The following is a 26,675-nucleotide window of genomic DNA, read 5'->3' on the forward strand; positions in this document are numbered from 1 at the left end:
AGGGATGACGAAGTTCGGGCGCAACGATGGCGATCAGGCCAGTTATCCTTAGATTCTGCTTTTTGGACCCCGCGCCCAAGGCATGGCCGCTATAATCGCCAACGGAGTCGGCCGGACAGTCGCGTCGCGCGCAAGCGCATCGAGGAAAGTCCGGGCTCCATAGGGCAGAGTGCCAGGTAACGCCTGGGCAGCGTGAGCTGACGGCCAGTGCAACAGAAAGCAAACCGCCGATGGCCCGCAAGGGCACAGGTAAGGGTGAAACGGTGCGGTAAGAGCGCACCGCGCGCGGGGATAACGTCGCGTGGCACGGTAAACCCCACTCGGAGCAAGACCAAATAGGGGAACGATAACGCGGCCCGCGTTGTTCCCGGGTAGGTTGCTGGAGCCAGACGGTGACGTCTGGCCGAGAGGAATGACTGTCGCGCCGCAAGGCGTACAGAACCCGGCTTACAGGCCGACTCCGCCTCTTTTCCCATCGACGCCTCGCCATCCGGTTCGTAAGGATGTGCAAGGTGGTCGAGTGGGTTTTTCGGATGAATGGGTGGTTCAGAAGAGCGCTCGCCCGATGTGTGATCGAGTAGGCAATTGCCAGGCCTGTCTGAACAAAAAAACCACAGCGATCAAGCACCTCGGAGAGGTTCCTCGAAATCGCTGGAAATATGGCCACACTGTTGCCTTTCTCATTGATTCACAAGCAAAAATCCCTTGACAGTCTCAGGGGCTGAGACTATCGTGGATTCCTGTGTGAAATCGTGGGATTTCGTGGGAGTTCACGGGTCGTGTTTCAGGGCGAAACCGCCATCACCGTCGATGACAAGGGCCGTCTGGCTATCCCGACTGCGTATCGGGAGCTGGTCACGAGCGCTTGCGCCAATCGGCTGGTGATCACCTACAACCCTTTCGAGCAGGGCTGCCTCTGGCTGTTCCCGCGTGCGGAATGGGAGCGGGTGCGCGACCAAGTGAATGCGCTGCCCAACGTCAAAGCCGTGCATCGCGCACTGCAGATGAAGCTGGTCGGCGCGGCTGCTGACGTTGAGCCGGACAGTGCAGCGCGCATCTTGCTGCCTGCCAGCCAACGCGCCGCGGCGGGTATCGAGAAAAAGGCGGTTCTGCTGGGCATGGGCAACAAGTTCGAGCTTTGGAGCGAACAGGCCCACCTGGCCAAGATCCGCCAGACCATCGGCGAAGACGAGATCAGCGACGACATGACGGACTTGCGGCTCTGACCGGCGACGGTCAGGTGCGAGGTGATTGCGGACATAGAGAGCGGGAGTGCGGCATGGCCGAGCAAGTAATGCGGCACATCCCGGTGATGCTGGATGAAGCGGTGGAGGGTCTCGCCGTGCGGGAAGGCGGGCGTTATCTCGATGGCACCTTCGGACGCGGCGGTCACGCCCGCGCCGTGCTGTCGCGCCTGGGTCCGGACGGCCGTCTGCTGCTGATGGATCGCGATCCGCAAGCCATCGCCGCTGCGCAAAAAGAATTCGCCGCCGATCCGCGTGTGTCGATTCGTCACGCCAACTTTTCCACACTGGGCGAATGGGAAGAAACCGCCGCCGGTCTCGATGGCGTGCTGCTCGATCTGGGTGTGTCCTCGCCGCAACTCGACGAAGCCGCGCGCGGTTTCAGCTTCATGGCCGATGCGCCGCTGGATATGCGCATGGACACGACGCAGGGCGAAAGCGCGGCGGATTTTCTCGCGCACGCCGATGAGCGCGAGATTGCCGATGTGCTGTGGACCTTCGGCGAAGAGCGCTTCAGCCGCAAGATCGCCCGCGCGATTGTTGAGCATCGCGCTGAGTCGCCCATTACCCGCACCGGCGAACTCGCTGCGTTGATCGAGCGTGTGGTCGGTCGTCGCGAGCCGGGCAAACATCCAGCCACACGTAGTTTTCAGGCGCTGCGCATTCGCGTGAATGGTGAGCTGGATGCGTTGCAACGTGGCCTCGATGCGGCGCTTGAGCGTCTGAACGTCGGCGGCCGCCTGTCTGTCATCAGCTTCCACTCGCTGGAAGATCGCGCGGTGAAGCTCTTCATTCGCGATCACTCCGGTCGCGTGCAAGGCAGCCGCCGTGGTCCGCCGGTGGTTGCAGCGCCTGCACGCCTCGCTGCTGTCGGTAAGGCGCAATTTCCTTCCGATGCTGAGCAGGCTGCGAACCCGCGCGCGCGCTCGGCCGTGTTGCGTGTGGCGGAAAAACTATCCGGCGAGAGTCTACCTAGGGAGAGCTGGGCATGAAGGCGGTTGGCGTCTTCGGTCTGCTCATCCTGCTCAGTGCCGTGATGATTAGCGCCATCGCGGTGGTCTGGACGCGCCATCAGAGTCGCGTCCTGTTCGTGCAGCTCACGCAACTGCAAGGTCAGCGTGACGACCTCAATATCGAATACGGCAAGCTCGAACTTGAGCAAGCCACCTGGGGCGAACCGCGCCGTATCGACACCGAGGCGCGCAACAAGCTCGGCATGGCCATGCCGACTCCTCAGAATATAAAGCTGGTGCAGGAATGAATCCGCGCCCGCACATCACCACCAAAACCGCAGCGCGCCGACAGGGTGCGGGGCCCAGTGCGCGCCGTCGCATGTTGCTGGTGATCGGCATACTTGGCGCCGCGTCCGTGGGTCTGGTGGCGCGCGCGTTCGATCTGCAGGTCGTGCGTAAGCAGTTCTATCAGGATCAGGGCGACGCGCGCTTCTTGCGCGAAGTCGACATTGCCGTGTCACGCGGCACCATCTTCGATCGCAATGGCGAACCGTTGGCCGTATCCACGCCGATGGTGTCGATCACCGCGGTTCCGTCGGAAGTGCTGGATAACGCCGATCGCATTCCCGCGCTGGCGCAAGCGCTCGGCATCAATTCGGATGATTTGAAGTCCTATCTCGAACAGCGTTCTGATCGCGATTTTGCTTATCTTCGCCGCCAGATGAGCCCGGATGCAGCGCAGGTTGTGCTTGATCTGGGCGTGCCTGGGGTGAACGGTCAACGTGAATACAAGCGCTACTATCCGTCGGGTGAAGTGACCGCGCACGTGCTCGGCTTCACCAATATCGACGATCACGGTCAGGAAGGCCTGGAACTCGCGTTCGATAGCTGGCTGGCGGGCAAGAAGGGCGCCAAGCGTGTCATTCGCGATCGCATGGGCCATATCGTGGAAGACGTGGAGCAGGTGCGTGCGCCGCAGCCGGGCCAGAACCTCACGCTCAGTCTCGATCGCCGCATCCAGTTTCTTGCTTATAGCGAGCTGAAAAAGCAGCTCGACGATGTGGATGCCGATTCGGGCGAGATGGTGGTGCTCGACGTTCGCACCGGCGAAATCCTCGCGATGGTGAGCTTGCCGACCTATAACCCGAACGCCGTAACGGGCACAAACGGTTCGCAACGTCGCAATCGCGCCGTGACGGACGTGGTCGAACCGGGTTCGACGATGAAGCCCTTTACCATGGCGGCTGCTTTGTCGAGCGGCAAGTTCACGCCGACCAGTCCGCAGATCGACACGGGCAACGGCCATTTCATGTACTACGGCCACGACATTCATGACGACAGCGCGAATGGTGTGCTGACGCCAACCGGTGTGCTCACGAAGTCGAGCAATGTCGGCGCAGCAAAAATCGCCATCCAGCTCGACACGCAATTTCTGTACGACTCGTATCGCGCCTTCGGTTTCGGCGATAGCACAGGGAGCGGTTTTCCCGGCGAATCGTCGGGTCTGCTGAAAGTGGGGCACACATGGCGACCGCTTGAAAAGGCGACGATCGCCTACGGCTACGGCATGAATCTGACGCCGCTGCAATTGGCCAATGCGTATGCAACGCTGGCCGATGACGGCGTGATGCACCCGCCGACCTTCATCAAGGATGGCGACAATCCGGGCAAACAGATCGTCACGCCACAAATTGCTCACGAATTGGTGACGATGCTCGAAACCGTCACTGCGCCCGGCGGTACGGCAACGCGCGCGCAAATCGCCAATTACAGCGTCGCCGGCAAAACCGGTACCGCGCACTTGGCCGCGGTCGGTGGTTATGCGAAGAACAACTACAACTCGCTGTTCGCGGGGATTGTGCCCGCCACCGATCCGCGCCTTGTCGGTGTCATCGTGATCAACAATCCGAAGAAAGGTTACTTTGGCGGCGACGTTTCCGCGCCGGTGTTCCAGCGCGTGATGGATGGCGCGTTGCGCTTGCTCGACGTACCGCCCGACAACATCGGACGATGGTACGTCGGTGGCCCCATGCAGGCAGGTGGCGGGCTGGCGGGCAATGCCCCGCCGCAATCGTCTCAAGGCGACTCCTCAGCGCAGGAGGTGGTAGAGCCATGAGCGGTCAGCGCCTCGATCACTTGCTGCAAGGCATCGCTGAGACGACGGCCGCAGGGCCGATTGTCGTATCTGGACTGGCCCTCGATTCACGTCACGTGCGTACCGGCGACGCATTCTTTGCGCTGCATGGTACGCGCGGGCACGGCATCGAATTCGTCGCGGGCGCGGTACAGCGCGGTGCGAGCGTCGTACTGGCCGAAGCGCCGCCGCGTGCGCTCAAAGATCCGGGCGTTCCGGTGCTTTGGATCGATGGCCTGCATACGTTCGTAGGTGAAATCGCGTCACGCTTCTTTGGACGTCCATCCGAATCGATGCGTGTGATCGGTGTGACGGGCACCAACGGCAAAACGTCCACGGTGCAGTTGCTGGCGCAAGCGCTGGAAAGCCTTGGTCATCGCACGGCGACCATCGGCACGCTGGGTGCCGGTCTGCACGGACAATTGCGTGAAGGCGAACGCACCACACCCGATGCCATCGCTGTGCAACGCCTCATGGCGGAGTTCCTTTGCGATGGCGCAACGCACGTGGCGATGGAAGTGTCCTCGCACGCACTCGAACAGGGGCGCGTCGCCGCGATGGATTTCGCTGTCGCAGCGTTCACCAATCTCACGCGCGACCACCTCGATTACCACGGCAACATGGAAGCTTACGGTGCGGCGAAAGCCAAATTGTTTGCATGGCCGGATCTTGAAGCAGCGGTGATCAACACGGACGACGAGTTCGGCCGCAAGCTGGTGAACAAGCTTGCACCCGATGTGAAGGCTCTGCGACTGAGCAGCGCGGGCGATGTGTCCGCCGACATCGCGGCGACCGATATCGTGACGTCGGCCGAAGGTGTCGCTTTCCATCTGCGCACGCCATGGGGCTCGCGAGTGCTTCGCAGCCGTCTGCTTGGTCGATTCAATGTGGCGAATCTGTTGACGGTCATCGCTTGCCTTGGTGCGATCGGCGAATCGTTCGACCGAATCGTCGATGCGGTGGAAGCGCTGGAGCCCGTCAACGGTCGCATGAACCGCATTGGCGGTGTGGAAGGTTTGCCACTCGTCGTCGTGGATTATGCGCACACGCCCGATGCGCTGGAGCAGGCGATCACGGCACTGCGCGCGCATTGCGCGGCAAAATTGATCTGCGTCTTCGGTTGCGGTGGCGAGCGCGATGCCGGCAAGCGCCCGCAAATGGGTGACATCGCGGAGCGTCTTGCCGATATCGCCATTGTTACCGACGATAATCCACGCGGCGAAGATGGCGACGCCATCGTGTCGCAGATCCTCGCCGGCATGAAGCAACCTCAATACGCCACGGTGTTGCGCGATCGCGAAGCAGCGATTCGTGCAGCGCTCGGCATGGCACGTCCTGGCGATGTCGTGCTGATCGCCGGAAAAGGTCACGAGACGTATCAGGAGGGCGCGACTGGCAAGCGCGCGTTCGACGATATGGCCGTGGCGCGTGCGGCGCTGGAGGGTCGCGCATGATGCAGCTGAGCGCCATCGCGCTGTGGACTCACGGACGCATGCAGGGAGCCGACGCCCAGATCGATGGTGTCGCCATCGACTCGCGCAAGATCAAGGCGGGCGATCTGTTCGTCGCGTTCAAGGGCGAGCACGTGGATGGTCACGACTATCTCGCCGACGCCAAGGCGCGCGGCGCGGCGGCAGCGCTGGTGGAGCGCCGCGTCGACATCGATCTGCCGCAGGTGGAGGTCGAGAACGTCGAGCTCGCGCTGGGCGATCTGGCGAGCGCGGTGCGTGCGCAACGCAATGCGCGCGTTATCGGCATTACCGGCTCCAACGGCAAGACCACGGTGAAGACGCTGACCGCTGCGATTTTGTCGCTGCATGGCCGTACGCACGTCAACACCGGTAGCTTCAACAACGAAATCGGCTTGCCGTTGACGCTGATCTGGATGCCGGAAGATACCGAATACGCCGTCCTGGAAATGGGCGCGGGCAAACCAGGCGACATCGACTATCTGGCTGCCATCGCACGGCCCGATATCGGCCTCGTGAATCTCATCGCGCCGGCGCATCTTGAGCGTATGGGTACGATTGAAACGGTGGCCGAGACCAAAGGCGCGCTTTATCGCGCGCTGCCGGCAGACGGCGTGGCGGTAATCAACGCCGACGACGCGTTCGCCAGTTTCTTCACCGGCCTCGCTGGCGGGCGGAAGGTGCTGCGTTTCGGCCTGGATCACAAGGCCGACGTCGGCGCGGACATTCTGGAGCAGCGCGTGGACGGCTCGCGCTTCATCCTCAGCACGCCGCATGGCGACGCGGAGGTATCGCTGCCGTTGCCGGGCCGTCACAACATTGCCAATGCGCTTGCGGCCAGTGCGATTGCGCTGGCGCTGGATGTTCCTGTCGACACCATTGTCGAAGGACTGGAAAAGGCATCGTCGGTAGAGGGTCGTCTCAAGCGCATCGCCATGCCGAATGGCTGGACGCTGATCGACGACAGTTACAACGCCAATCCCAGTTCGATGCATGCCGCGATCGACACGCTTGCGCTCGCCGAAGGCGAACGTTGGCTGGTGCTGGGCGATATGGCCGAACTCGGTGCCAATGCACGTGTGTTGCATGCGGGCGTTGGCCGTCACGCACGCGAGCGCGGTATTCAAAAATTGTTTGCTATCGGTCCGTTGAATGCGGCAGCGGTCGAGGCGTTTGGTGCAGGTGGCACGCATTACGCCGACAAGGCGGCGCTTATCGATGCGCTTTACGCGCAGGTGCACGCGGGAGTCACGTGCTTGGTCAAGGGCTCGCACTCAGCGGGCATGGAACAGGTTGTCGCCGCATTGAAGAACGGACAGCCGAAAGAAGGGGCGCCCCATGCTGCTTGAACTTTCCGATTGGTGGGCACGCCACTTCAGCGCGTTGCATCTTTTCCAGTACATCACGTTTCGCACAATCATGGCCGCGCTCACGGCGATGGCCATGTCGTTGTTGTGCGGGCCCGCGTTGATTCGCAAGCTTGCTGCGCTCAAGGCCGGTCAGGTTGTTCGCAAGGATGGGCCGCAATCGCATCTGTCGAAAGCAGGCACGCCGACGATGGGCGGTGTGATGATTCTTCTCGCTGTCGCGGTGGCCACCTTACTGTGGGCCGATCTCGCCAACCGCTACGTGTGGCTGGTGCTCGCCGTGTTGCTTTGCTACGGCGCGATCGGTTTCTATGACGATTATCGCAAGCTTGTACTGAAAGACAGCCGCGGTCTGGCGTCGCGCTGGAAATATTTCTGGCAGTCGGTGTTCGGTATCGGCGCGGCGTGGTTTCTCTATCACTCCGCCGTGATTCCGGCGGAAACGGCGTTGTTTGTGCCGCTGTTCAAGCACGTGGCGATACCGCTGGGCATTTTCTTCATCGTCATCGCGTACTTCATGATCGTAGGTTTCTCCAACGCCGTGAATCTTACGGATGGTCTGGATGGTCTGGCGATCATGCCGACGGTGCTGGTATCCGGTGCGCTTGGCATCTTCGCCTATCTCGCCGGTAACAAGGTGTTTTCCGAATACCTGGGTATTCCAGCCATTCCGGGTGCTGGCGAACTCTCGGTGTTTTGCGGCGCAATGTCCGGCGCGGGCCTTGGCTTCCTGTGGTTCAACACGTATCCCGCGCAAGTGTTCATGGGTGACGTCGGTGCGCTCGCGATCGGAGCAGCGCTTGCTGCGATCGCCGTGATCGTTCGCCAGGAAATCGTGCTGCTGATCATGGGCGGCGTGTTCGTGATGGAAACCGCCTCGGTGATGTTGCAGGTCGCCAGCTTCAAGATGACCGGCAAGCGCATCTTCCGCATGGCGCCGATCCATCACCACTTCGAATTGAAAGGCTGGCCCGAGCCGCGGGTGATTGTGCGTTTCTGGATCATCAGCGTCGTGCTGGTGCTTATCGGTTTGGCAACGTTGAAGGTGCGCTGAGAGATGTTTGGTTTCGGTACATCGCAGGCAAAGCGTCGGCAGGGTCCGCGCGGCAAGTTCGACTTGCCGTTGCTGGTCGCCCTGGTCGGTCTTGCATGCCTGGGTGTGGTGATGGTCGCTTCCAGCTCCATCGCCGTAGCCGATAGCCAGCACATCGGCCAGTTCTATTTCCTCAAGCATCATCTGATGTATCTGACGCTCGGGTTGGTCGCTGCGGGTGTAGCGATGCGCACCGAACTGAAGGACATCGAGAAGCATGCGTTCTTCCTGATGCTTGTCGCGTTCATCATGCTGCTGGCGGTATTCATCCCGCACTTCGGCATGAAGCTCAACGGCGCACGCCGCTGGCTCAATCTGGGTATCACCTCATTCCAGCCGGTCGAAGCGGTGAAGCTGATTCTGGTGGTGTACCTGGCCAGCTATCTGGTGCGTCACCGCGAGAGTATCGAAACGCGTTTTCTGGGTTTGCTCAAGCCGCTCGGCGTATCGGGCGTGATGGTGCTGTTGCTGCTGGCGCAGCCGGACTTCGGTTCGGCAACACTGGTGATTGCGGTGACGATCGCGATGGTGTGGCTGGGCGGTGCGCGGCCGATCTTCCTGTTCCTGATGGGCTTGCCGTTGATGCCGCTGCTTGCGATTGCGGCAACCAGCGAAAACTATCGCATGAAGCGTCTGACAACCTTCCTGCATCCCTGGGATCACCCGTTCGATGACGGCTTCCAGCTGACGCAATCGCTGATGGCGATTGGGCGCGGCGAATGGATGGGCGTGGGGTTGGGTTCGAGCGTGCTGAAGTTGTCGTACCTGCCGGAAGCGCACACCGACTTTATCTTCGCCGTGATTGGCGAAGAGTTGGGGTTGTTCGGTGTCATCACCGTCATGGCGCTGTTTGCCCTTGTCTTGTGGCGTGGATTGCACGTCGGACTCAAAGGCGTGGAGGTTGGACAGCGTTTTGCAGGCTATATCGCCTTCGGTATCTCGCTGATGATCGGTCTGCAAACGCTCGTCTCGATCGGCGTGAATCTTGGCGCGTTGCCGACCAAAGGCCTCACGCTGCCGCTGATCAGCTACGGCGGCTCGTCGATCGTGCTCACGTGTGCGATGGCGGGTGTGCTGTTGCGCGCGACGTATGAAATCAATCGCGCGCTCGATGCACGGCATATGGCAACGCGCATGCCTGCGACGGCAGTGCCCGATGCCAACACAACGACAGCGCGTGATCGCGAGGCGGTGGCCGCATGAGCGCGCAATCGCCAGTCCTGATCATGGCCGGTGGCACGGGTGGTCACATCTTCCCGGGTCTGGCTGTCGCCGAGACGCTGCGTGCGCAAGGTGTGCCCGTGGTGTGGTTGGGCGCGGCCGGTGGCATGGAAACCAAAGTCGTGCCTGCACATGGCATTGAATTGCATACGGTGGCTGTCGGCGGTTTGCGTGGCAAGGGCATGAAGACGCGTTTGACGGCGCCGTTCATGCTGGCGCGCGCGCTGTTGTCGTCGCTGTCAGTATTGCGGCGACTGAAGCCGCGCAGCGTTTTGTCGATGGGCGGCTACGTCGCCGGTCCCGGCGGTATTGCGGCGCGCTTGCTGCATCGTCCACTACTCGTGCATGAACAGAACCGCGTAGCGGGATTCACCAATCGCAAACTTGCCGCACATGCGCAGCGTGTCATGGCTGGTTTTGCAGATGTATTACCTAATGCGGAATGGGTGGGCAACCCCGTGCGCGGCGCTATTTCATCGCTGCCTTTGCCCGCGCAACGCTTGGCTGGACACACGGGCAAGCCCCGCTTGTTGGTACTCGGTGGCAGCCTGGGCGCACGCGCGTTGAACCTTTCGGTTCCGCAGGCGCTGGCCAGCATGCCGGCCGAACAACGGCCTGAGGTGTTACACCAATGCGGCAATCGCGGCATCGACGAAGCGCGCAAGGCATATGCCGATGCAGGTGTCGACGCACAGATCGTGCCGTTTATCGAAGACATGGGCGGCACTTACGCATGGGCCGATCTGGCGGTGTGCCGTGCGGGCGCGCTGACGCTTGCCGAGCTGACCGCGTGCGGTCTGGGCGCAGTGCTTGTGCCGTTCCCGCATGCGGTGGATGACCACCAAACCCGCAACGCCGAGGCGCTTGTCGCTGCCGGTGCGGCTGAATTGATCCAGGAGCGAGATCTGAATACGCAAGACCTGGCGCAGCGATTGAGCGCGCTTTTGAAGGATCGCACCAAGTTGCTGGCGATGGCCGAAGCGGCACGCACACTTGCCAAACCCAATGCAGCGGCCGATATCGCACGCGCATGCGTGGAGGTGGCCGCATGACGCCGCGTCGCCTGCTCGCACACGAAGATTTGATGAGCACGTTCCGCCGTGTGCATTTCATCGGCATCGGTGGTGTCGGCATGAGCGGTATTGCCGAAGTGCTGCACAACCTCGGTTATGCCGTTTCGGGTTCTGATCGAAGCGAATCGGCGACCGCACAGCGTTTGCGTCAGCTGGGCATCGATGTACGTATCGGTCACGCTGCGGCACATATCGGCGATGCCGATGTGGTCGTTACATCCAGTGCGATCAAGAGCGACAACCCGGAATTGGTTGCTGCACGCGAAGCGCGCATTCCGGTCATTCCGCGCGCCGAAATGTTGGGCGAGCTGATGCGCTTCCGCCGTGGCATCGCGATCGCCGGTACGCATGGCAAGACAACGACGACGAGTCTTGTTGCCAGCGTGCTTGCCGAAGCGAACTACGATCCGACGTTTGTCATTGGTGGTCAGCTCAATGCGGCAGGTGCGAATGCAAGGCTCGGCACCGGCCAATACCTGGTGGCCGAAGCGGATGAATCGGATGGTTCGTTCCTGTTGCTTTCGCCTGTGATTGCGGTGGTGACGAACATCGACGCCGATCACCTTGAAAACTATCAGGGTGATTTTGCGCTGGTACGCAAGGCCTTCTCCGATTTCCTGCATCGCTTGCCGTTCTATGGTCTGGCTGTGCTGTGCGTGGACGATCCGGAAGTGGTCCAGCTAGCCAAGATCACTGCGCGTCGCGTGATGACGTACGGCATCGATACGAAAGATGCCGATGTGCGTGCGGATAACATCGTGCAGAAAGGCTTCGAAATGCATTTCGACCTGATGCTGCCTGGCGTGAAGAATCCGATGCCGGTGAAGCTGAATCTGCCCGGGCGCCACAATGTGCTTAACGCGCTTGCTGCCGCCACGATAGGTTGGCAGCTGGGTGTCGAGGCCGAAGCGATTGCGCATGCGTTTGCGCACTTCGAGGGTGTTGGTCGTCGTTTTCATCGTCGCGGCGAGATTGCGCTGGATAAAGGAACGGCGATGTTGGTCGATGACTACGGCCATCATCCGCGCGAACTTGCTGCCGTGTTTGCAGCGGCACGTGGCGGTTGGCCGGAACGTCGTCTCGTTGTTGGATTCCAGCCGCATCGTTACAGCCGCACGCGCGATTTGCTCGATGACTTCGCGAACGTGCTGGCCGAAGCCGACGTGCTGGTGTTGACGGAAGTCTATCCGGCGGGCGAAGCGCCGATCGCGGGCGCCGATGGCCGTGCTTTGGCGCGCGCGGTGCGCGCGCGCGGCAAGGTCGATCCGGTGTTGGTCGGTCATCCGCGTGAATTGAAAGACGCGCTGCCGGCGTTGTTGCGCGATGGCGATCTATTGCTGCTGCTGGGCGCTGGCGATATCGGCGCGGCAGCTGTCGAGTTGGCTCAGCTAGGACATTTGAGGACGATTGAGTGATGAAGATTCAGGACCCCGCACAATTTGGTCGCGTCGCCGTGGTCATGGGCGGCAGTTCGGCCGAGCGCGAGGTGTCGCTCGACTCCGGTCGCAACGTGCTCGCGGCGCTTAAAGCGCGCGGCGTGGACGCGCATGCCATCGACGGCATTCCGGCATTGCTCGATGCGCTGCGCGCGGGTCACTTCGCGCGCGTGTTCAACATTCTCCACGGCCAGCATGGCGGTGGTGAGGACGGCGTGCTGCAAGGCGCACTGGAATCGCTCAACGTGCCGTACACCGGTTCGGGTGTGCTCGGCTCCGCGTTGTCGATGGACAAGACGCGTTCGAAGCGCGTGTGGCAGTCGCTCGGTTTGCCGACGCCGAAGTTCGTCCCGCTGCCGCGTGGCGCCGATGTGCATGCCGCTGCGAAAGAAGTCGGTTTCCCGTTGATCGTGAAGCCGGCCTGCGAAGGTTCCAGCGTCGGCGTGACGCGCGTGTTCGAAGAGAAAGATCTCGATGCGGCAGTGGCGTTGGCTGAGAAATATCCCGGCGACTTGCTAATGGAGACGCTGATCGAAGGCGATGAGCTCACCGTCGGCATTCTTGGCCGGCAAGTGTTGCCGAGCATCCATATCGTGCCCAAGGGCGCGTTTTACGACTACAACGCCAAGTACATCGCCGAAGACACGCAATACATTTGTCCTGGTTTGCAGGGCGACGCCGAACCGTCGTTGCGCGCGCTGTCGCTGGAAGCATTCGATGCATTGGGTTGCTACGGCTGGGGGCGCGTCGATGTGATGCGCGATCGCCAAGGCCGCAACTGGTTGCTTGAAGTGAACACCGCGCCGGGCATGACGTCGCACTCGTTGGTGCCCAAAGCGGCTGCGGTGGCGGGCATCGATTATCAGTCGCTGTGCTGGCGCGTGCTCGAAACCAGTTTCAGGGAGGGTGCATGAGGGGAAGTATCCGCCTCGTCGCCTGGTGTCTGGCCATCGCCTTGGTGGTCTTGCCGATCGTCGGCGTGTTGTGCGGCTGGTTTGCCGCCGATCGCTGGCCGGTGACTCAGTTGACGGTGCAGGCCGAGTTCAAGCACGTGAGCGCGGAGCAGATCCGCGCCGCTGTGAAACCGCGCCTGGGCAAAGGCTTCTTCGCATTGAATCTGGATGCGGTGCAAAGCGCCGTGGCTGCGCTGCCGTGGGTGGAATCGGTCGAGGCGAGCAAGCGCTGGCCCGATACGCTGCTGTTGCGCATTTACGAGCGTCAGCCTTTCGCGCGCTGGAATTCGAATCAACTGATCAGCGGCGAGGGCAAGGTGTTCAGCGTGCCTGACGCGGCCGATTACAACCAGTTGCCCGACCTGCGCGGTCCGGACGATCACCTGGCCGAAGTCATCAGCTTCTTCGCCGATGTACAGAAAGCATTTGTGGGAACGCATTTGAAGATTACCGGCGTCACGCTGACCGATCGAGGCAGTTGGAGTGTCGTCACCGATACGGGTGCACAGATCGTGATCGGCGATCGCAATCAGGCCGGTCATCGCCTGCGCCGTTTCCTCGATGTGTATGCACAGGTGATGACGGGTCACGATCAAGGTTTTGAGTACGCGGATCTTCGTTACACCAACGGTTTCGCCGTGAAATGGCCGCAAGCGCCGGCCGCCCCGACCGCTCCTATCGCCGGAGGCACGCCCCGCACATGAAAGGCAAGAACGAAAAACAGTTGGTAGTCGGCCTGGATATCGGCACCTCGAAAGTGGTGGCGATCGTGGGCGAGTACGAGCCGGGCGAGCCGATCGAAGTGATCGGTATCGGCTCGCACGTCTCGCGCGGCATGAAGCGCGGTTCGGTGGTGGATATCGAATCCACGGTGCATTCGATCCAGCGTGCGGTGGAAGAGGCGGAGCTGATGGCGGGCTGCGATATCCGCTCGGTGTACGCCTCCATTTCCGGCAGCCATCTGGAGACTCGCAACTCGCACGGCACAGCCGCCATCCGCGATCGCGAAGTGACGCCGGGCGATCTGGATCAGGTGTTGGAAGCCGCCAGCGCGGTGGCGATCCCGGCTGACCGGAAGGTCTTATATAAGGAGTCGCAGGAATATCGCATCGATGGTCAGGATGGCATTCGCTCGCCGGTAGGCATGAGCGGCGTGCGTCTGGAGGCCTCCGTGCATCTGGTGACGGGCGCGGCGGCGGCTGTCCAGAACATCAGCAAGTGCATTCAACGTTGCGGTTTGTCGGTCGATGAACTGGTGCCCTCGGCGGTGGCCAGTGCGAAGTCGGTGCTTACGGATGACGAGCGCGAGCTCGGCGTGTGTCTGGTCGATATCGGCGCGGGCACCACGGACATCGCCATCTACACGCAGGGTGCGATTCGTTACACCAAGTCGTTGCCGGTTGGCGGCGATCAGGTCACCAACGACATCGCTTACGGCGTGCACACGCCGACCGCACACGCGGAAGAAATCAAGATCAAGTACGCGTGTGCGCTGGCGCAGTTGGCGCACGCGGAAGAGACGATCCAGGTGCCGAGTGTGGGCGATCGTCCGCCGCGCCGACTGGCGCGTCAGTCGCTCGCGCAGAGCGTGCAGGCGCGTTATGAAGAAATCTTCGAAATGGTGCAGGACGAATTGCGCCGTTCGGGTTACGACAGTCTGGTCGCAGCCGGTGTCGTGCTGACCGGCGGCGCATCGCGCATGGAAGGTGCGCTGGAACTTGCCGAAGAGATCTTCCACAAGATGGTGCGCATCGGCGTGCCCCAGCACGTCAACGGTTTCGGCGAGGTGATCGCCAATCCGCTGCATTCCACGGGTGTCGGTCTGTTGCTGCATGGCGCGCGTTCGGGCGGCATGCGCGTGGCCGGGCCGGCGGGCGGAAGCGTGGGCGGCCTGGTCGACAGATTGCGTGGTTGGATTACCAAGAATTTCTAGTCACCTCGGAGAGGTGACTTAGGCACATGGATGTGCCTTCGACTGACTAACGCTTTGGCGTTTGTCAATCGGAGATGAGTTCGGGCATGTGCCGAACTTGTCGATTCGAAAAACAACCAGGAGGTTGTTTTTCGAAATGAAAATTTCAGCGGCGCACGGAGGCGCAGCACGGGCGAATGGAGGTTCGCTCACCACCAAAGAGACAACACGGAGTTGTCTTGCGGTTACAACGACAACGAGAGTTCTACGGAGGACGGGAAATGTTCGAACTGGTCGAAAAACTTGCACCGAATGCGGTGATCAAAGTCATTGGCGTGGGTGGCGGTGGCGGTAACGCCGTGGCTCACATGCTCAATTCCAACATCGAAGGCGTCGACTTCGTCGTCGCCAACACGGACGCGCAGGCCATGAAGGGCTGCGGTGGTCGTATACATCTGCAGCTGGGCGCCAATGTCACCAAAGGCCTGGGCGCAGGTGCCAATCCGGAAGTCGGTCGTCAGGCCGCGCTGGAAGATCGCGAGCGCATCGAGGAAATGCTCGAAGGCGCGGACATGGTGTTCATCACCTGCGGCATGGGCGGTGGCACGGGTACGGGTGCGGCACCGGTTGTCGCACAGCTGGCCAAAGAGAAGGGCATTCTTACGGTGGCGGTGGTGACCAAGCCGTTCCCGTTTGAAGGCCGCCGTCGCATGCAGGTTGCGCTGAAGGGTATCGAAGACCTGTCGCAGCACGTCGATTCGCTCATCACGGTGCCGAACGAGAAGCTGCTATCGGTGCTCGGTCGCGAAGTGACGCTGCTCAATGCGTTCAAGGCCGCCAACGATGTGCTGCAGGGTGCGGTGCAGGGTATCGCCGATCTCATCACGAGTCCGGGCCTGATCAACGTCGACTTTGCCGACGTGCGTACGGTCATGAGCGAGATGGGCCTGTCGATGATGGGTTCGGGCACGGCTCGTGGCGATGACCGCGCGCAGGCTGCTGCCGAGGCTGCCATCAACAATCCGCTGCTGGAAGACGTCAACCTCAATGGTGCGTGCGGCATCCTGGTCAACGTGACCGCGGGTCCGAACCTCACCATGCGCGAGTTCGACGAGATCGGCCGCATCATCCATGACTTCGCCAGCGAAGACGCCACGGTGGTGATCGGTACCTCGCTCGATCCGGAAATGCAGGATGACGTCCGCGTAACCGTGGTGGCCACCGGCCTGAACCGTGTTGCCGCTCGTCAGCCGATTCGTCCGGTCGCGACTCAGGTGGAGATGCGTCAGCGTCCCCGCCCGATGGTTCTGCGCACCGGCACCGGCAACGAAGTGGTCGATTACGCTCAGCCGGAAGTGGTGGCCAGCAACCCGCGGGGTGGCGATGGCTCGGCGAAGAGTGCCGATCCGAGCTTCGACTATCTGGACATCCCTGCTTTCTTGCGTCGACAGGCGGATTAATTACGTAAAGATATGTGAATGAAATGAACTAACGACGTATTAACTTGTCAGTGAACCCAGTGCCGGACGTGAGGGGATTGCTCCCGTCCGCTGCTTGACCGCCGTCCGGAGCTGGTTGCGGTCGAGGGGGCATCGCTGATGTCAGCTGGCGTCGTGTTCATGCGTTGAATGCGAAAGACAGTGCGACCCGGATGGTGCACGGTTGGACAGAGTGGTGCGTGGACTTGCCACCCTGCCGGTCCAGAATCCCGTTGCCGGACTTCCCGTCCCTGGCGACGGGATTCTGTGTCGAATCGCAAGTACTTGATCTACCGGGGTGCTTGCATCAGAAGAATGCGAACGAATCGCATTTGCCGATGATGAAAGGAAAATGAAGGATTGGCCGCACTGTACGGTACGGTTTGTTTTCCCACAGGTTAAGACTGTGTTAGCATCCCAGCTCGAATTGGCTGCTGCCCCTTATAGGTACCCAATAAATGATCAAGCAGCGTACGCTTAAAAATATCATCCGTGCGACTGGCGTCGGCCTGCATACCGGCGACAAGGTGTATATGACGTTGCGTCCCGCAGCGCCAAACACTGGCATTGTTTTCCGTCGCACCGACCTTAATCCGCCGGTCGATATTCATGCACGTCCGGATCACGTCGGTGACACGCGTTTGTCCACCACGTTGGTCAACGGTGACGTTCGTGTTTCCACCGTCGAACATTTGCTGTCGGCCATGGCGGGCCTGGGCATCGACAATGCTTACGTCGATCTTTCCGCGCCGGAAGTTCCGATCATGGACGGCAGTGCCGGTCCGTTTGTCTTCCTTCTGCAGTCGGCGGGCATTGAAGAGCAGGCTGTCGCCAAGCGCTTCATTCGCATCAAGAAGCCGATCAAAGTGCAGGAAGGCGATAAATGGGCCAGTTTTGAGCCCTTTGAGGGCTTCAAGGTCGGCTTCTCGATCGAGTTCAATCACCCGATCATCTCCAAGCGCACGTCGCGCGCCGAGATCGACTTCTCCACGACGTCCTTCGTTAAGGAAGTCAGCCGCGCACGCACGTTCGGTTTCATGCGCGATATCGAAATGCTGCGCGAGCACAACCTCGCACTCGGCGGTTCGATGGACAACGCCGTGGTGCTCGATGACTACCGAGTGCTGAACGAAGACGGTCTTCGTTACGAAGACGAATTCGTCAAACACAAGATTCTCGATGCGATCGGCGATCTGTATCTGCTCGGTCACAGTTTGATCGGTGCGTACTACGCGCATAAGTCCGGTCACGAGTTGAACAACAAGCTTCTTCGCGCACTGATGGCCGACGCTTCCGCATGGGAAGAGGTGAGCTATCAGGACGATCCGGCCACCGCGCCGATCTCCTACGCGCATCCCGCCCAGGCGATCTAAAAAGCTGCGCAAAAACTGACCAGGCCGGCCCCTTCGAGGGTCGGCTTGTTCATTTTGTGAATTGCGTCACACTTTTGCCGGCGTCCCATTCACGCTATCGAGACGTGCCCTAAAGACCCGTGTGGGGTATTGCGTGGTATAAAACCGACTCCCGCGCCGGGGTCAGGTCGCTTCATGCCTGCCGCCCGGGTGACGCTTCAGCTCAGGGTGTCTTGCGGGGGATGGAATTAGTCGTTTCGGCGATGGACGCCAGATCCAGGAACAGCGCCTTTAATTCGGTGTCTGTGACTGAGTTAGCAGCAGCCTTCAGATGAAGAGCCGCTGCAACTGAAAGCGGTTTTGATTGCTCCGGCTGGGGATCAGGCGGAGGAAGGGGGGCCACTTTCACAATGACTGAGCCGGCATTAGCGCCTATGGCGCGCGCGGCGGCGAGGATTTGCGCCTGCTGCAAGCGCAGCTTGGACGCCCATGCCGGGGAGGATGCAAGAAAAACGAGGCTGTCACCGCGCCAATTGCCGAATCTGACCTGCTCACGCAGGGGTGATGACAACGTTTGACGGAGTGCGCGGTCCAAGGCTTCAAGCTTGACGGCTTTTTTGGCTAGTGCAGCAACAGGACTGATCTGAGCAATGGATTGAGGTCCATGCCCGATGTGGTTGGAAGCGGCGGATTCGTCGCGCTGCATCAGTAAAAAACTTCAAATTTGGTAACGACATGCAAATCATACTCGTCTCACGCGCAGGGAAGGTGCCCAAAACACTGGACCTCACAAACCAGCGATTGCGCTGGCGTGTCCTGGGTATAGGAGCGGCCGCGGTGCTGGCATTGGCCATGCTCGGCGCCGGTGTCGCGCTGGCAGTCGCCAGCCCCCGCGGTCGTGCGGTCGCTGAAATCGATGCCCTGCACCAGCGCGTGCAAGATCAGGACAAACAGTTGGGCGACCTTAAAGTGGACGCTCATCGACAGCTCGACGCGCTGGCCATCAAGCTCGGTCAGCTGCAAGCCCAGGCCACACGCCTTAATGCATTGGGTGAACGTCTGGCACAAGTGGGCAAGCTAGATAACGGTGAATTCAATTTCGATCAGCCGCCGCCGGTGGGCGGCGTTGAAGTCAGCGCCGGTAGTAGCGCCTATGCGCTCCCGCAGTCGCTCGACGCAAGCATCGATCAGCTGGCCACTCAGTTCGACACGCAGGAAGCACAGCTCAGCGCGATGCAGAGCCTGCTGATGAATGCGCGTATCGATTCCGATCTGAAGCCGACCGGCATGCCGGCAGACGGATACATCTCTTCTTACTTCGGTGTGCGCGCCGATCCGTTTGACGGCAGCGCCGCCCGACACACCGGTCTGGATATCGCAGTTCCTTATGGCACACCGGTGCATACCGTTGCCGAAGGCATGGTGACTTATGCCGGCGTACGCAGTGGTTACGGCAATGTGGTGGAGATCGACCACGGCAACGGCTACATGACCCGTTACGCTCACAACAGCAAATTACTGGTGCATCCCGGTCAGCACGTCCGTGTAGGCGATGAAATCGCCGAAGCGGGTTCCACCGGTCGCTCCACAGGTTCGCACGTTCATTTCGAAGTCTGGTATGACGGCCGCGTCGTGAATCCGCTGGCCTTCGTCAAGAACCATCGCTGAGCGCCTTCCGGCGACACCCTTGAAAGGGTGCTGCCCTACCGCCACCCCTACATAGCGTCCGGTGAGCCGGGTGTACCACCGGCCCGGAGCGTTTGGGATACCCGGCGGACCCTAGTATCATCGTGGCTTTGCCCATCCGGAATGGTTCCGGATGGCTTCCCCTGTTTCCAGATCCGGAAGATCGATGCTTAACCGTGCACTGACGACCCTTTTTGGCAGCCGTAACGAACGAGTACTGCGCCAGCTGTCCAAGAACGTCGCGCGTATCAATGCGTTCGAGCCTGAGTTCGAGAAACTCAGCGACGAAGGCCTGCGCGCCAAGACGACGGAGTTCAAGCAGCGCATCGCCGACGGTGAGCCGCTCGACAAACTTTTGCCTGAAGCCTTCGCTGTGGTGCGTGAAGGCGCCAAGCGCGTGCTCGGCATGCGCCATTACGACGTGCAGCTGGTCGGCGGCATGGTGCTGCACATGGGCAAGATCGCCGAGATGCGCACGGGCGAGGGCAAGACGCTCGTCGCCACCGCGCCGGTGTATCTCAATGCGCTGGAAGGTAAGGGCACCCACGTCGTGACGGTCAACGACTATCTGGCCAAGCGTGACGCGGCGCAGATGGGCAAGCTTTACAACTTCCTCGGTCTGACCGTGGGTGTCGTTTGGCCGGGCATGGAACACGCCGACAAGTTTGCGGCTTACGCGGCGGATATCACCTACGGCACGAACAATGAATTCGGTTTCGATTACCTGCGCGACAACATGGCGTTGTCCAAGGAGCAGCGCGTACAGCGCGCGCTGAATTACGCCATCGTCGACGAAGTGGACTCGATCCTGATCGACGAAGCACGTACGCCGTTGATCATTTCCGGTCCTGCGGAAGAGTCGCAGGATCTCTACATCGCCGTTAACAAGATCGTGCCGCGCATGACGCGGCAGACGGTCGAAGATGGCGCGGGCGACTACTGGGTCGACGAAAGGCAGAAGCAGGTGCATTTGTCGGAAGAGGGCATGCAGCACGCTGAAGAATTGCTGCTGCAAGCCAAAGTCATCGACGAAGAAAGCAGTCTTTACGACGCGCGCAATCTAGCGATCGTGCATCACCTCAATGCCGCGCTGCGCGCCAATGCGATCTATCAGCGCGATGTCGATTACATCGTGCGCGATGGCGAAGTGATCATCGTCGACGAATTCACCGGTCGTACGTTGCCGGGCCGTCGTTGGTCCGACGGTCTGCATCAGGCCGTGGAAGCGAAGGAAGGCGTGGCCATTCAGCGCGAGAATCAGACGCTGGCCACGGTGACGTTCCAGAATCTGTTCCGCATGTACAAGAAGCTGGCCGGCATGACCGGTACGGCCGACACCGAAGCTTACGAATTCCAGCAGATCTATGGCCTTGAAGTGGTGGTAATCCCCACGCACAAGCCGATGATCCGCCTGGACAACTCCGACATGGTCTTCCTCAGCCAGGAAGTGAAGTACAAGGCTGTGATCGAAGACATTCGCGATTGCCACAAGCGCGGTCAGCCGGTGCTGGTCGGTACGGCGTCGATCGACGTGTCCGAGCTGCTGTCGAACCTGCTGCGCAAGGAAAAGATTGCGCACGAAGTGCTCAATGCCAAGCAGCATGAGCGCGAAGCGCACATCGTTGCGCAGGCGGGCGTACCGGGTGCGGTCACGATTGCCACCAACATGGCCGGCCGCGGTACCGACATCGTGCTGGGCGGTAGCCTGGAGGCTGCGCTGGCGACACTTCCGGAAGACGCGAGCGAGACCGATCGCGCCCGCGTGAAGTCTGAATGGAAAAAGCGCCACGAACAGGTTATCGCCGCCGGCGGTCTGCACATCGTGGGTACCGAGCGTCACGAATCCCGCCGTATCGACAATCAGCTGCGTGGCCGATCCGGTCGTCAGGGCGACCCGGGTTCCTCGCGCTTCTACCTGTCGTTGCAGGACAACTTGCTGCGCATCTTTGGCGGCGAAGGTCTCGTGCGCTGGATGAAACGTTTCGGTATGAAGGAAGACGAAGCGCTGGAAGATCGCATGATCAGCCGCCAGATCGAAAAAGCGCAGCGCAAGGTCGAACAACACAACTTCGACATCCGTAAAAACCTGTTGGAATACGACGACGTCGCCAACGATCAGCGCAAAGTGATTTATCGCCAGCGCGACGAGTTGCTGGAAGAAGACGACGTCTCCGCAACCGTGATCGACATCCGCGACGATGTCGTGGAAGCGTTGGTTCGCCGTTACGTTCCCGCCGATAGCATTGACGAACAGTGGGATATCACCGGTCTTGAACGCGAGCTCGAGAGCGAGTTCGGCATGTCCGCGTCGATCAAGCCGTGGCTGGAACAGCAGCACGAAGCCGACGCTAACACCGTCATGGATCACGTGCGCTCGTTGTTCAACGATTTGTTCCAGGCCAAGGAAAAGCAGGTCGGTCCGGAAACCATGCGCCAGCTTGAGAAGCACATCATGCTGAGCGTGGTGGACAACGCATGGAAGGAACACCTTGCGAGCATGGATTACATGCGCCAGGGCATCTATCTGCGTGGTTACGCGCAGCAGGATCCTAAGCAGGCGTTCAAGCGCGAATCGTTCACGCTGTTCCAGCAGATGCTGGGTCGTATCAAGTCGGAAGTTACCCAGATGCTGGCGCGCATCCGTATTCGCAGCGAAGAAGAAGTCGCGGCGATGGAAGCCGAACAGCAGCGCATGGCGGAGCGTCTGCAACGCCAGATGCAGGCTAGCGGCGGCGGTGCGCCGGCGGGTGGCGTGCTCGGTCTGGAAGCTGTCGAGCAGGTTGCGATTTCCCAGGAGCCTGCATCGAGCGGTCCGAAGGTTGGGCGCAATGATCCATGCCCGTGCGGTTCCGGCAAGAAGTACAAGCATTGCCACGGCCAGCTGGCCTGACCGTGCGTGGTTGGGTTAGCGCAGCGTAACCCAACCTTTGCGGTGGCTTTGTGGCTGCGCCTGGACTGCGTTCGAGTCTGATTTGGCGTGCGAAGTCACGAAGACGTTGGGTTACGCTGCGCTAACCCAACCTACTTCGCGTTAGGAATGTTTAATCGCCGCCGCCGGGTGGCCGCTTGCGATGCGGCTCGGCATTCACGGCGATGTATTGTGGTTCTTCCTCATCGAGACGCAGCGCAGTGAGCTTGCCGCCCCACACGCAGCCCGTATCGATGCCGTAGACATCCAGGCCGGCAAAACGCCCCAGCGCGGACCAGTGGCCGCACACGATGCGTGTCTCGCGACGGCGCAAGCCCGGCACTTCGAACCAGGGATACATGCCGGCCTTTTGCGTGCCCGGCGCACCCTTGCTTTCGAAGTCGATGCGGCCGTTGACGTCGCAGAAGCGCATCCGCGTCATGGTGTTGATCGATGCACGCATGCGATCGATACCCTGCAGGCGACTCGACCACGCAGCAGGGCGATTGCCGAACAGATTTTTCAGCAGACGCGCATGGCGTGGGCTTGAAAGCTCGCGTTCCACTTCGGCAGCGCTGCGCTGCGCTTGTTTGAGCGTCCAACTGGGAGCGAGCCCGGCATGCACCATGGTCCAGCCCAGCGATTCATCGTGATGCAGCAGCTTCTGGCTACGCAGCCACTCGAACAGCGTTGGTGCGTCCTCTGCGAAGAGCACTTCGCGAAGTTCTGGATTCACGCGCGATTGAGCGTCCTGCTTGCGCAGAGCTATAGCGAGCAGACTCAGATCATGATTGCCAAGCGTCAGGGTGGTGCTGTCGCGTAGCGAATGCACCAGGCGCAATGTCGCGAGCGATTCGCCGCCGCGATTGACCAGATCGCCGCAAAACCAAAGCCGATCGTGCGCAGGGTCGAAACGCAGCTTCTCCAGCAATCGCTGCAGTTCCGGATAACAACCTTGGACGTCGCCGATCGCGTAAGTGGCCATCAGCGCATCGCCATGTGCGCGTGCTGCGCATGCATCATCAGCAGGGCCTCAATGCAGTGTGCGCGGAATGGAAAGTGTGAACGCAGGTATGGGTGCCTCGAAGCGGGTGCCATCGTCCGCAACCATCTGGTAGCTGCCATGCATGGTTCCCACCGCGGTTTCCAGTACCGCGCCAGAGGTGTATTCGAAATCGTCGCCTGGACGCATCCACGGTTGTTCGCCGACCACGCCCTCACCATGCACTTCCTCGATCTTGCCATTGGCGTCCGTGATCACCCAGTGACGGGTGAGCAGACGGGCCGGAACCATCCCGTCGTTGTGCAGCTTGATGGTATAGGCGAACACGTAACGGTTCTCCCCGGGGACGGACTGATCGGGGATGAAGCGGGTTTGCACCTGCACATTGATGGTGTAGGGAGATTTCTCGTTCATGTGCCGATTGTAAAGGTTAAGCCCGTCCAAAGGCACCGCGCCTGTGTGTCCACAAGCGGCTGTCATGATGGCTGGTCGACGTTCACTTTGGCGAGACGCACGAAGTCTTCCGGCGCAAGTGTTTCAGCACGCGCCTTGGGGTCGACATCGGCAAGTCGAATAGCATCGGCGTCCATCACCTGGCGCAGCGCGTTGCCAAGTGTCTTGCGACGTTGCGCGAATGCTGCTTTGACAACGGCATACAAGCGCTCAGGGTTGGCGTCGTGACGCTCGTGCGCCGCAAGCGGCACCAGGCGCACGACGGAAGAATCCACTTTCGGCGGCGGACGAAACGCGCCTGGTGGCACGTCGAAGAGCGGATCGACGCGGCAGGCGAGCTGCAGCATCACGGACAAACGTCCATACACTTTGCTGCCCGGCTCTGCAGCCATGCGATCGACGACTTCTTTCTGCAACATGAAGTGCATGTCGGTAATCGCCGCCGCGTGATCGATGCAGTGAAACAGGATCGGGCTGGAGATGTAATACGGCAGGTTTCCTGCGATGCGAAGACGCGATACACCGTGGCGATGCGCCAGTGCCGTGAAATCCACTTTCAGTACGTCGGCATGCACAATCGAAAGTTCGCCGATAGCGGCCGCGTTCGCCTGCAGGCTGGGAATCAGATCGGTGTCCAGCTCGATAGCTGTGAGCTTGCCCGCGGCCGCGAGCAACGGAAACGTCAACGCGCCTTCGCCGGGACCGATTTCGATAAGGAAATCGTCCGGACGCGGCGAAATGGCACTGACGATGCGTTCGATGTAACGACGTTCGTGCAGAAAGTGCTGGCCAAAACTCTTTTTGGGACGAGCGCTCATGAATGTCCCTGGGACGATTGCATCGCGCGACGCGTTACCAGATCGAGTGCCATGTGAGCAGCGGCGATCAGGCTGGACGGATCGGCTTTGCCGCTGCCCGCAAGATCCAGCGCCGTACCGTGGTCGACGGACGTGCGAATAAAAGGAAGGCCCAGCGTGAGGTTGACGGTGCGATCAAACGCCTCGCTCTTGAGCACCGGCAATGCCTGGTCGTGATACATCGCGAGCACTGCGTCGTAATGCTGGCGTTGCGTTGGCACGAACGCCGTATCGGCGGGAATGGGCCCGATCAAACGCATGCCCTGTGCGCGCAGCTTTTCCAGCACGGGAATGATCGTATCGATCTCCTCGCGCCCGAGATGCCCGCTTTCGCCCGCGTGCGGATTGAGGCCAAGCACGGCAATACGCGGTTCGGCGAAACCGAACTTCGCGTGGAGCTCGTCATGCACGATGCGCAATGTCCGTTCCAGCGAAGCGCGGGTGATCGCCGCAGAGACGTCTGTCAGCGGCAAATGGGTGGTTGCCAACGCCACACGCAATTCAGGGCTGGCCAGCATCATTACGACATCTGCATGACTTTGTGCCGCAAAGAACTCGGTGTGCCCGCTAAAAGGAATGCCGGCATCGTTGATAGAGGATTTTTGCAGTGGCGCGGTGACGACCGCTGCATAGCGGCCGTCTCGACAGCCCTCTGCCGCTTCCGTCAGCGTGGCGAGCACATGCGTGGCGTTGCGTGGATCGGGACGTCCCGGAATTTCCTCGACGGCCAGCGGTATATGGCGAACGCGCAAGGTCCCGGATGGGCGTGCATCGGATTGGCCGCCATCGTCGTCGATCAGGTCGAGCTTCACGCCGCAACGCGCAGCGGCGCGTTGAAGCAGATCACGATCAGTGATCGCAACGAAATTGGCCGCCAACGGAGTGGCGGCCAATCGGACAAGCAACTCAGGACCGACTCCCGCCGGCTCCCCTGCAGTCAGGGCGAGCCGTGGTGGTAGCGCGAGACTATTCACGATCGAGTCGCGCTCGGTGCATCCATCAGGAAGACGCCTTGTCGTCCGAAGCGGGTGCAGGGGCGTTCGGGTCCATCAGCTCCGGCACGAGGATCTTCACGTACGAGCTGGAGCGCAGTTCACGTAGGAAATCGTCATAGGCCTGGTCGGCCTTGCGGTTGCCGATCGCCTGGCGGGCCTGGTCACGTGCCACCTGCGTGGTCATGTCCGTGCTGCGGGTGCCTAAGCGCTGGACGATATGCCAGCCTGCCTCGCTCTGGAACGGTGGGGATATCTCGCCATCCTTCAGCCCATCAATCTTCTGACCAATCAGCGAGCCCCAGTCGCCCTGCTGGAACCAGCCCATGTCGCCGCCGTTGTTGGCCGTCGTATCGTCGTTGGAGTCCTCCTTCGCCAGCTTGGCGAAGTCCTCGTGCTTCTTGACGATGCGATTGTAAATGTCTTCGGCCTTCTGCTGTGCCTGTGTCGCGGAGACCAGCTCGCTCGGGCGAATCATGATCTGACGGGCGTGATACTCGGTCACAACGTCCTTGGACTGTGCGCGCTGACCGATCAGCTCGATGATGTGAAAACCGGTAGGACCGTGCAGAATGCCGCTGACTTCACCGGTTTTCATGCCATTGATGGTGTCGACGAAGGCCGGAGGCACTTCGTCCATACGGCGCCAGCCCAGATCGCCGCCATCCAGCGCGTCGGGTGCGTCGGAGAAACGGATCGCCGCCGCCTTGAAGTCCATGCCGCCCTTGACGGCAGCAAGAGCCTGTTCGGCCTTGGTCTGGGCGTTCTGGATATCGGCAGGGCCAGCACCGCTGGGAATGCTGATCTGGATGTGCGCCAGATGCACTTCGCCGGCTTTGTAGCTGGAGCTGTTGACCAGATTATTGATTTCGCTGTCCGTGACGCTCACCGAGTCACGCACGACGCTCTGGTGCAGCTTCTGGACGACCAACTGATCGTGCAACTGCTGGCGGAAGGCGTTGTAGCTCAGGCCGCTCTGTTCCACCGCGGCGCGCAGTTGGTCGGGTGTCATCTTGTTCTGTGTGGCTACGTTCTGCACGGCCTGATCGACATCGGCATCGGACACGCGAACGCCCTGATCGTCCGCACGC

The 26,675-nt window shown here is 60.8% G+C and carries 23 protein-coding genes and 1 other RNA gene; 18 read left to right on the forward strand and 6 right to left on the reverse strand.

Going from position 1 to position 26,675, the window contains the following annotated elements:
• Positions 1-103 precede the first annotated feature (103 nt).
• From rnpB to lpxC, 16 genes are all read left to right on the forward strand, one after another.
• Positions 104-466: RNase P RNA component class A (gene rnpB / locus VK725_RS05115), an RNA gene on the forward strand.
• A gap of 313 nt (positions 467-779) precedes the next feature.
• Positions 780-1,226: a division/cell wall cluster transcriptional repressor MraZ gene (mraZ, locus tag VK725_RS05120; RefSeq protein WP_325316980.1), complete on the forward strand. Its 447-nt coding sequence runs from the start codon at positions 780-782 to the stop codon at positions 1,224-1,226.
• Between the two features lie 53 nt (positions 1,227-1,279).
• Positions 1,280-2,236 (forward strand): 16S rRNA (cytosine(1402)-N(4))-methyltransferase RsmH, encoded by a 957-nt coding sequence (gene rsmH / locus VK725_RS05125; RefSeq protein WP_325316981.1) that lies wholly within the window; start codon positions 1,280-1,282, stop codon positions 2,234-2,236.
• A complete protein-coding gene (gene ftsL / locus VK725_RS05130; RefSeq protein ID WP_325316982.1) occupies positions 2,233-2,505 on the forward strand; it encodes a cell division protein FtsL in 273 nt (90 codons plus the stop codon). Before rsmH ends, ftsL begins: the two co-directional genes overlap by 4 nt.
• Positions 2,502-4,313 (forward strand): penicillin-binding protein 2, encoded by a 1,812-nt coding sequence (locus VK725_RS05135; protein WP_325316983.1) that lies wholly within the window; start codon positions 2,502-2,504, stop codon positions 4,311-4,313. Before ftsL ends, VK725_RS05135 begins: the two co-directional genes overlap by 4 nt.
• Positions 4,310-5,785, forward strand: coding sequence for a UDP-N-acetylmuramoyl-L-alanyl-D-glutamate--2,6-diaminopimelate ligase (locus VK725_RS05140; protein WP_325316984.1), 1,476 nt, complete (start codon positions 4,310-4,312; stop codon positions 5,783-5,785). The genes VK725_RS05135 and VK725_RS05140 overlap by 4 nt, the downstream gene beginning before the upstream one ends.
• Positions 5,782-7,149: a UDP-N-acetylmuramoyl-tripeptide--D-alanyl-D-alanine ligase gene (locus VK725_RS05145; protein WP_325316985.1), complete on the forward strand. Its 1,368-nt coding sequence runs from the start codon at positions 5,782-5,784 to the stop codon at positions 7,147-7,149. The genes VK725_RS05140 and VK725_RS05145 overlap by 4 nt, the downstream gene beginning before the upstream one ends.
• Entirely contained in the window at positions 7,139-8,221 is a 1,083-nt protein-coding gene (gene mraY / locus VK725_RS05150; RefSeq protein ID WP_325316986.1) for a phospho-N-acetylmuramoyl-pentapeptide-transferase, read from the forward strand. Before VK725_RS05145 ends, mraY begins: the two co-directional genes overlap by 11 nt.
• Before the next feature lie 3 nt (positions 8,222-8,224).
• Entirely contained in the window at positions 8,225-9,463 is a 1,239-nt protein-coding gene (ftsW, locus tag VK725_RS05155) for a putative lipid II flippase FtsW (protein ID WP_325316987.1), read from the forward strand.
• Positions 9,460-10,533, forward strand: a complete 1,074-nt coding sequence (gene murG / locus VK725_RS05160; protein ID WP_325316988.1) for an undecaprenyldiphospho-muramoylpentapeptide beta-N-acetylglucosaminyltransferase — start codon at positions 9,460-9,462, stop codon at positions 10,531-10,533. The genes ftsW and murG overlap by 4 nt, the downstream gene beginning before the upstream one ends.
• Entirely contained in the window at positions 10,530-11,969 is a 1,440-nt protein-coding gene (gene murC, locus VK725_RS05165) for a UDP-N-acetylmuramate--L-alanine ligase (protein WP_325316989.1), read from the forward strand. The genes murG and murC overlap by 4 nt, the downstream gene beginning before the upstream one ends.
• Entirely contained in the window at positions 11,969-12,904 is a 936-nt protein-coding gene (locus VK725_RS05170; RefSeq protein ID WP_325316990.1) for a D-alanine--D-alanine ligase, read from the forward strand. The genes murC and VK725_RS05170 overlap by 1 nt, the downstream gene beginning before the upstream one ends.
• A complete protein-coding gene (locus tag VK725_RS05175) occupies positions 12,901-13,647 on the forward strand; it encodes a cell division protein FtsQ/DivIB (protein ID WP_325316991.1) in 747 nt (248 codons plus the stop codon). The genes VK725_RS05170 and VK725_RS05175 overlap by 4 nt, the downstream gene beginning before the upstream one ends.
• A complete protein-coding gene (gene ftsA / locus VK725_RS05180) occupies positions 13,644-14,876 on the forward strand; it encodes a cell division protein FtsA (protein ID WP_325316992.1) in 1,233 nt (410 codons plus the stop codon). Before VK725_RS05175 ends, ftsA begins: the two co-directional genes overlap by 4 nt.
• 260 nt (positions 14,877-15,136) lie before the next feature.
• Positions 15,137-16,315 (forward strand): cell division protein FtsZ, encoded by a 1,179-nt coding sequence (gene ftsZ, locus VK725_RS05185; protein ID WP_325316993.1) that lies wholly within the window; start codon positions 15,137-15,139, stop codon positions 16,313-16,315.
• A 476-nt stretch (positions 16,316-16,791) separates the two neighbouring features.
• Positions 16,792-17,706, forward strand: coding sequence for a UDP-3-O-acyl-N-acetylglucosamine deacetylase (lpxC, locus tag VK725_RS05190; protein WP_126674556.1), 915 nt, complete (start codon positions 16,792-16,794; stop codon positions 17,704-17,706).
• 202 nt (positions 17,707-17,908) lie between these two features.
• Here lpxC and VK725_RS05195 read toward each other — a convergent pair whose 3' ends face one another.
• Positions 17,909-18,391, reverse strand: a complete 483-nt coding sequence (locus tag VK725_RS05195) for a DciA family protein (RefSeq protein WP_325316994.1) — start codon at positions 18,389-18,391, stop codon at positions 17,909-17,911.
• Positions 18,392-18,420: 29 nt separating this feature from the next.
• Between VK725_RS05195 and VK725_RS05200 the strand changes: the two genes are divergently transcribed.
• Positions 18,421-19,353: a M23 family metallopeptidase gene (locus VK725_RS05200; RefSeq protein ID WP_325316995.1), complete on the forward strand. Its 933-nt coding sequence runs from the start codon at positions 18,421-18,423 to the stop codon at positions 19,351-19,353.
• 184 nt (positions 19,354-19,537) lie between these two features.
• Positions 19,538-22,261, forward strand: a complete 2,724-nt coding sequence (secA, locus tag VK725_RS05205) for a preprotein translocase subunit SecA (RefSeq protein WP_325316996.1) — start codon at positions 19,538-19,540, stop codon at positions 22,259-22,261.
• A 151-nt stretch (positions 22,262-22,412) separates the two neighbouring features.
• On the opposite strand, the gene VK725_RS05210 is transcribed toward secA, so the two are convergent.
• The 5 genes from VK725_RS05210 to VK725_RS05230 form a co-directional block, all read right to left on the reverse strand.
• A complete protein-coding gene (locus VK725_RS05210) occupies positions 22,413-23,264 on the reverse strand; it encodes a symmetrical bis(5'-nucleosyl)-tetraphosphatase (RefSeq protein ID WP_325316997.1) in 852 nt (283 codons plus the stop codon).
• A 48-nt stretch (positions 23,265-23,312) separates the two neighbouring features.
• On the reverse strand, positions 23,313-23,696 hold the full coding sequence (gene apaG, locus VK725_RS05215; RefSeq protein ID WP_325316998.1) for a Co2+/Mg2+ efflux protein ApaG: 384 nt from the start codon (positions 23,694-23,696) through the stop codon (positions 23,313-23,315).
• 62 nt (positions 23,697-23,758) lie between these two features.
• Positions 23,759-24,553 (reverse strand): 16S rRNA (adenine(1518)-N(6)/adenine(1519)-N(6))-dimethyltransferase RsmA, encoded by a 795-nt coding sequence (gene rsmA, locus VK725_RS05220; RefSeq protein WP_325316999.1) that lies wholly within the window; start codon positions 24,551-24,553, stop codon positions 23,759-23,761.
• The gene (pdxA, locus tag VK725_RS05225; protein WP_325317000.1) at positions 24,550-25,566 is read right to left on the reverse strand and encodes a 4-hydroxythreonine-4-phosphate dehydrogenase PdxA; all 1,017 of its coding nucleotides are present in this window, start codon (positions 25,564-25,566) and stop codon (positions 24,550-24,552) included. Before pdxA ends, rsmA begins: the two co-directional genes overlap by 4 nt.
• A gap of 25 nt (positions 25,567-25,591) precedes the next feature.
• Positions 25,592-26,675: peptidylprolyl isomerase (locus VK725_RS05230; protein ID WP_325317001.1), on the reverse strand; the 1,084-nt coding region annotated here is incomplete at its 5' end.

Source organism: Dyella sp. (assembly GCF_035486915.1).
Lineage (GTDB): Bacteria > Pseudomonadota > Gammaproteobacteria > Xanthomonadales > Rhodanobacteraceae > Dyella_B.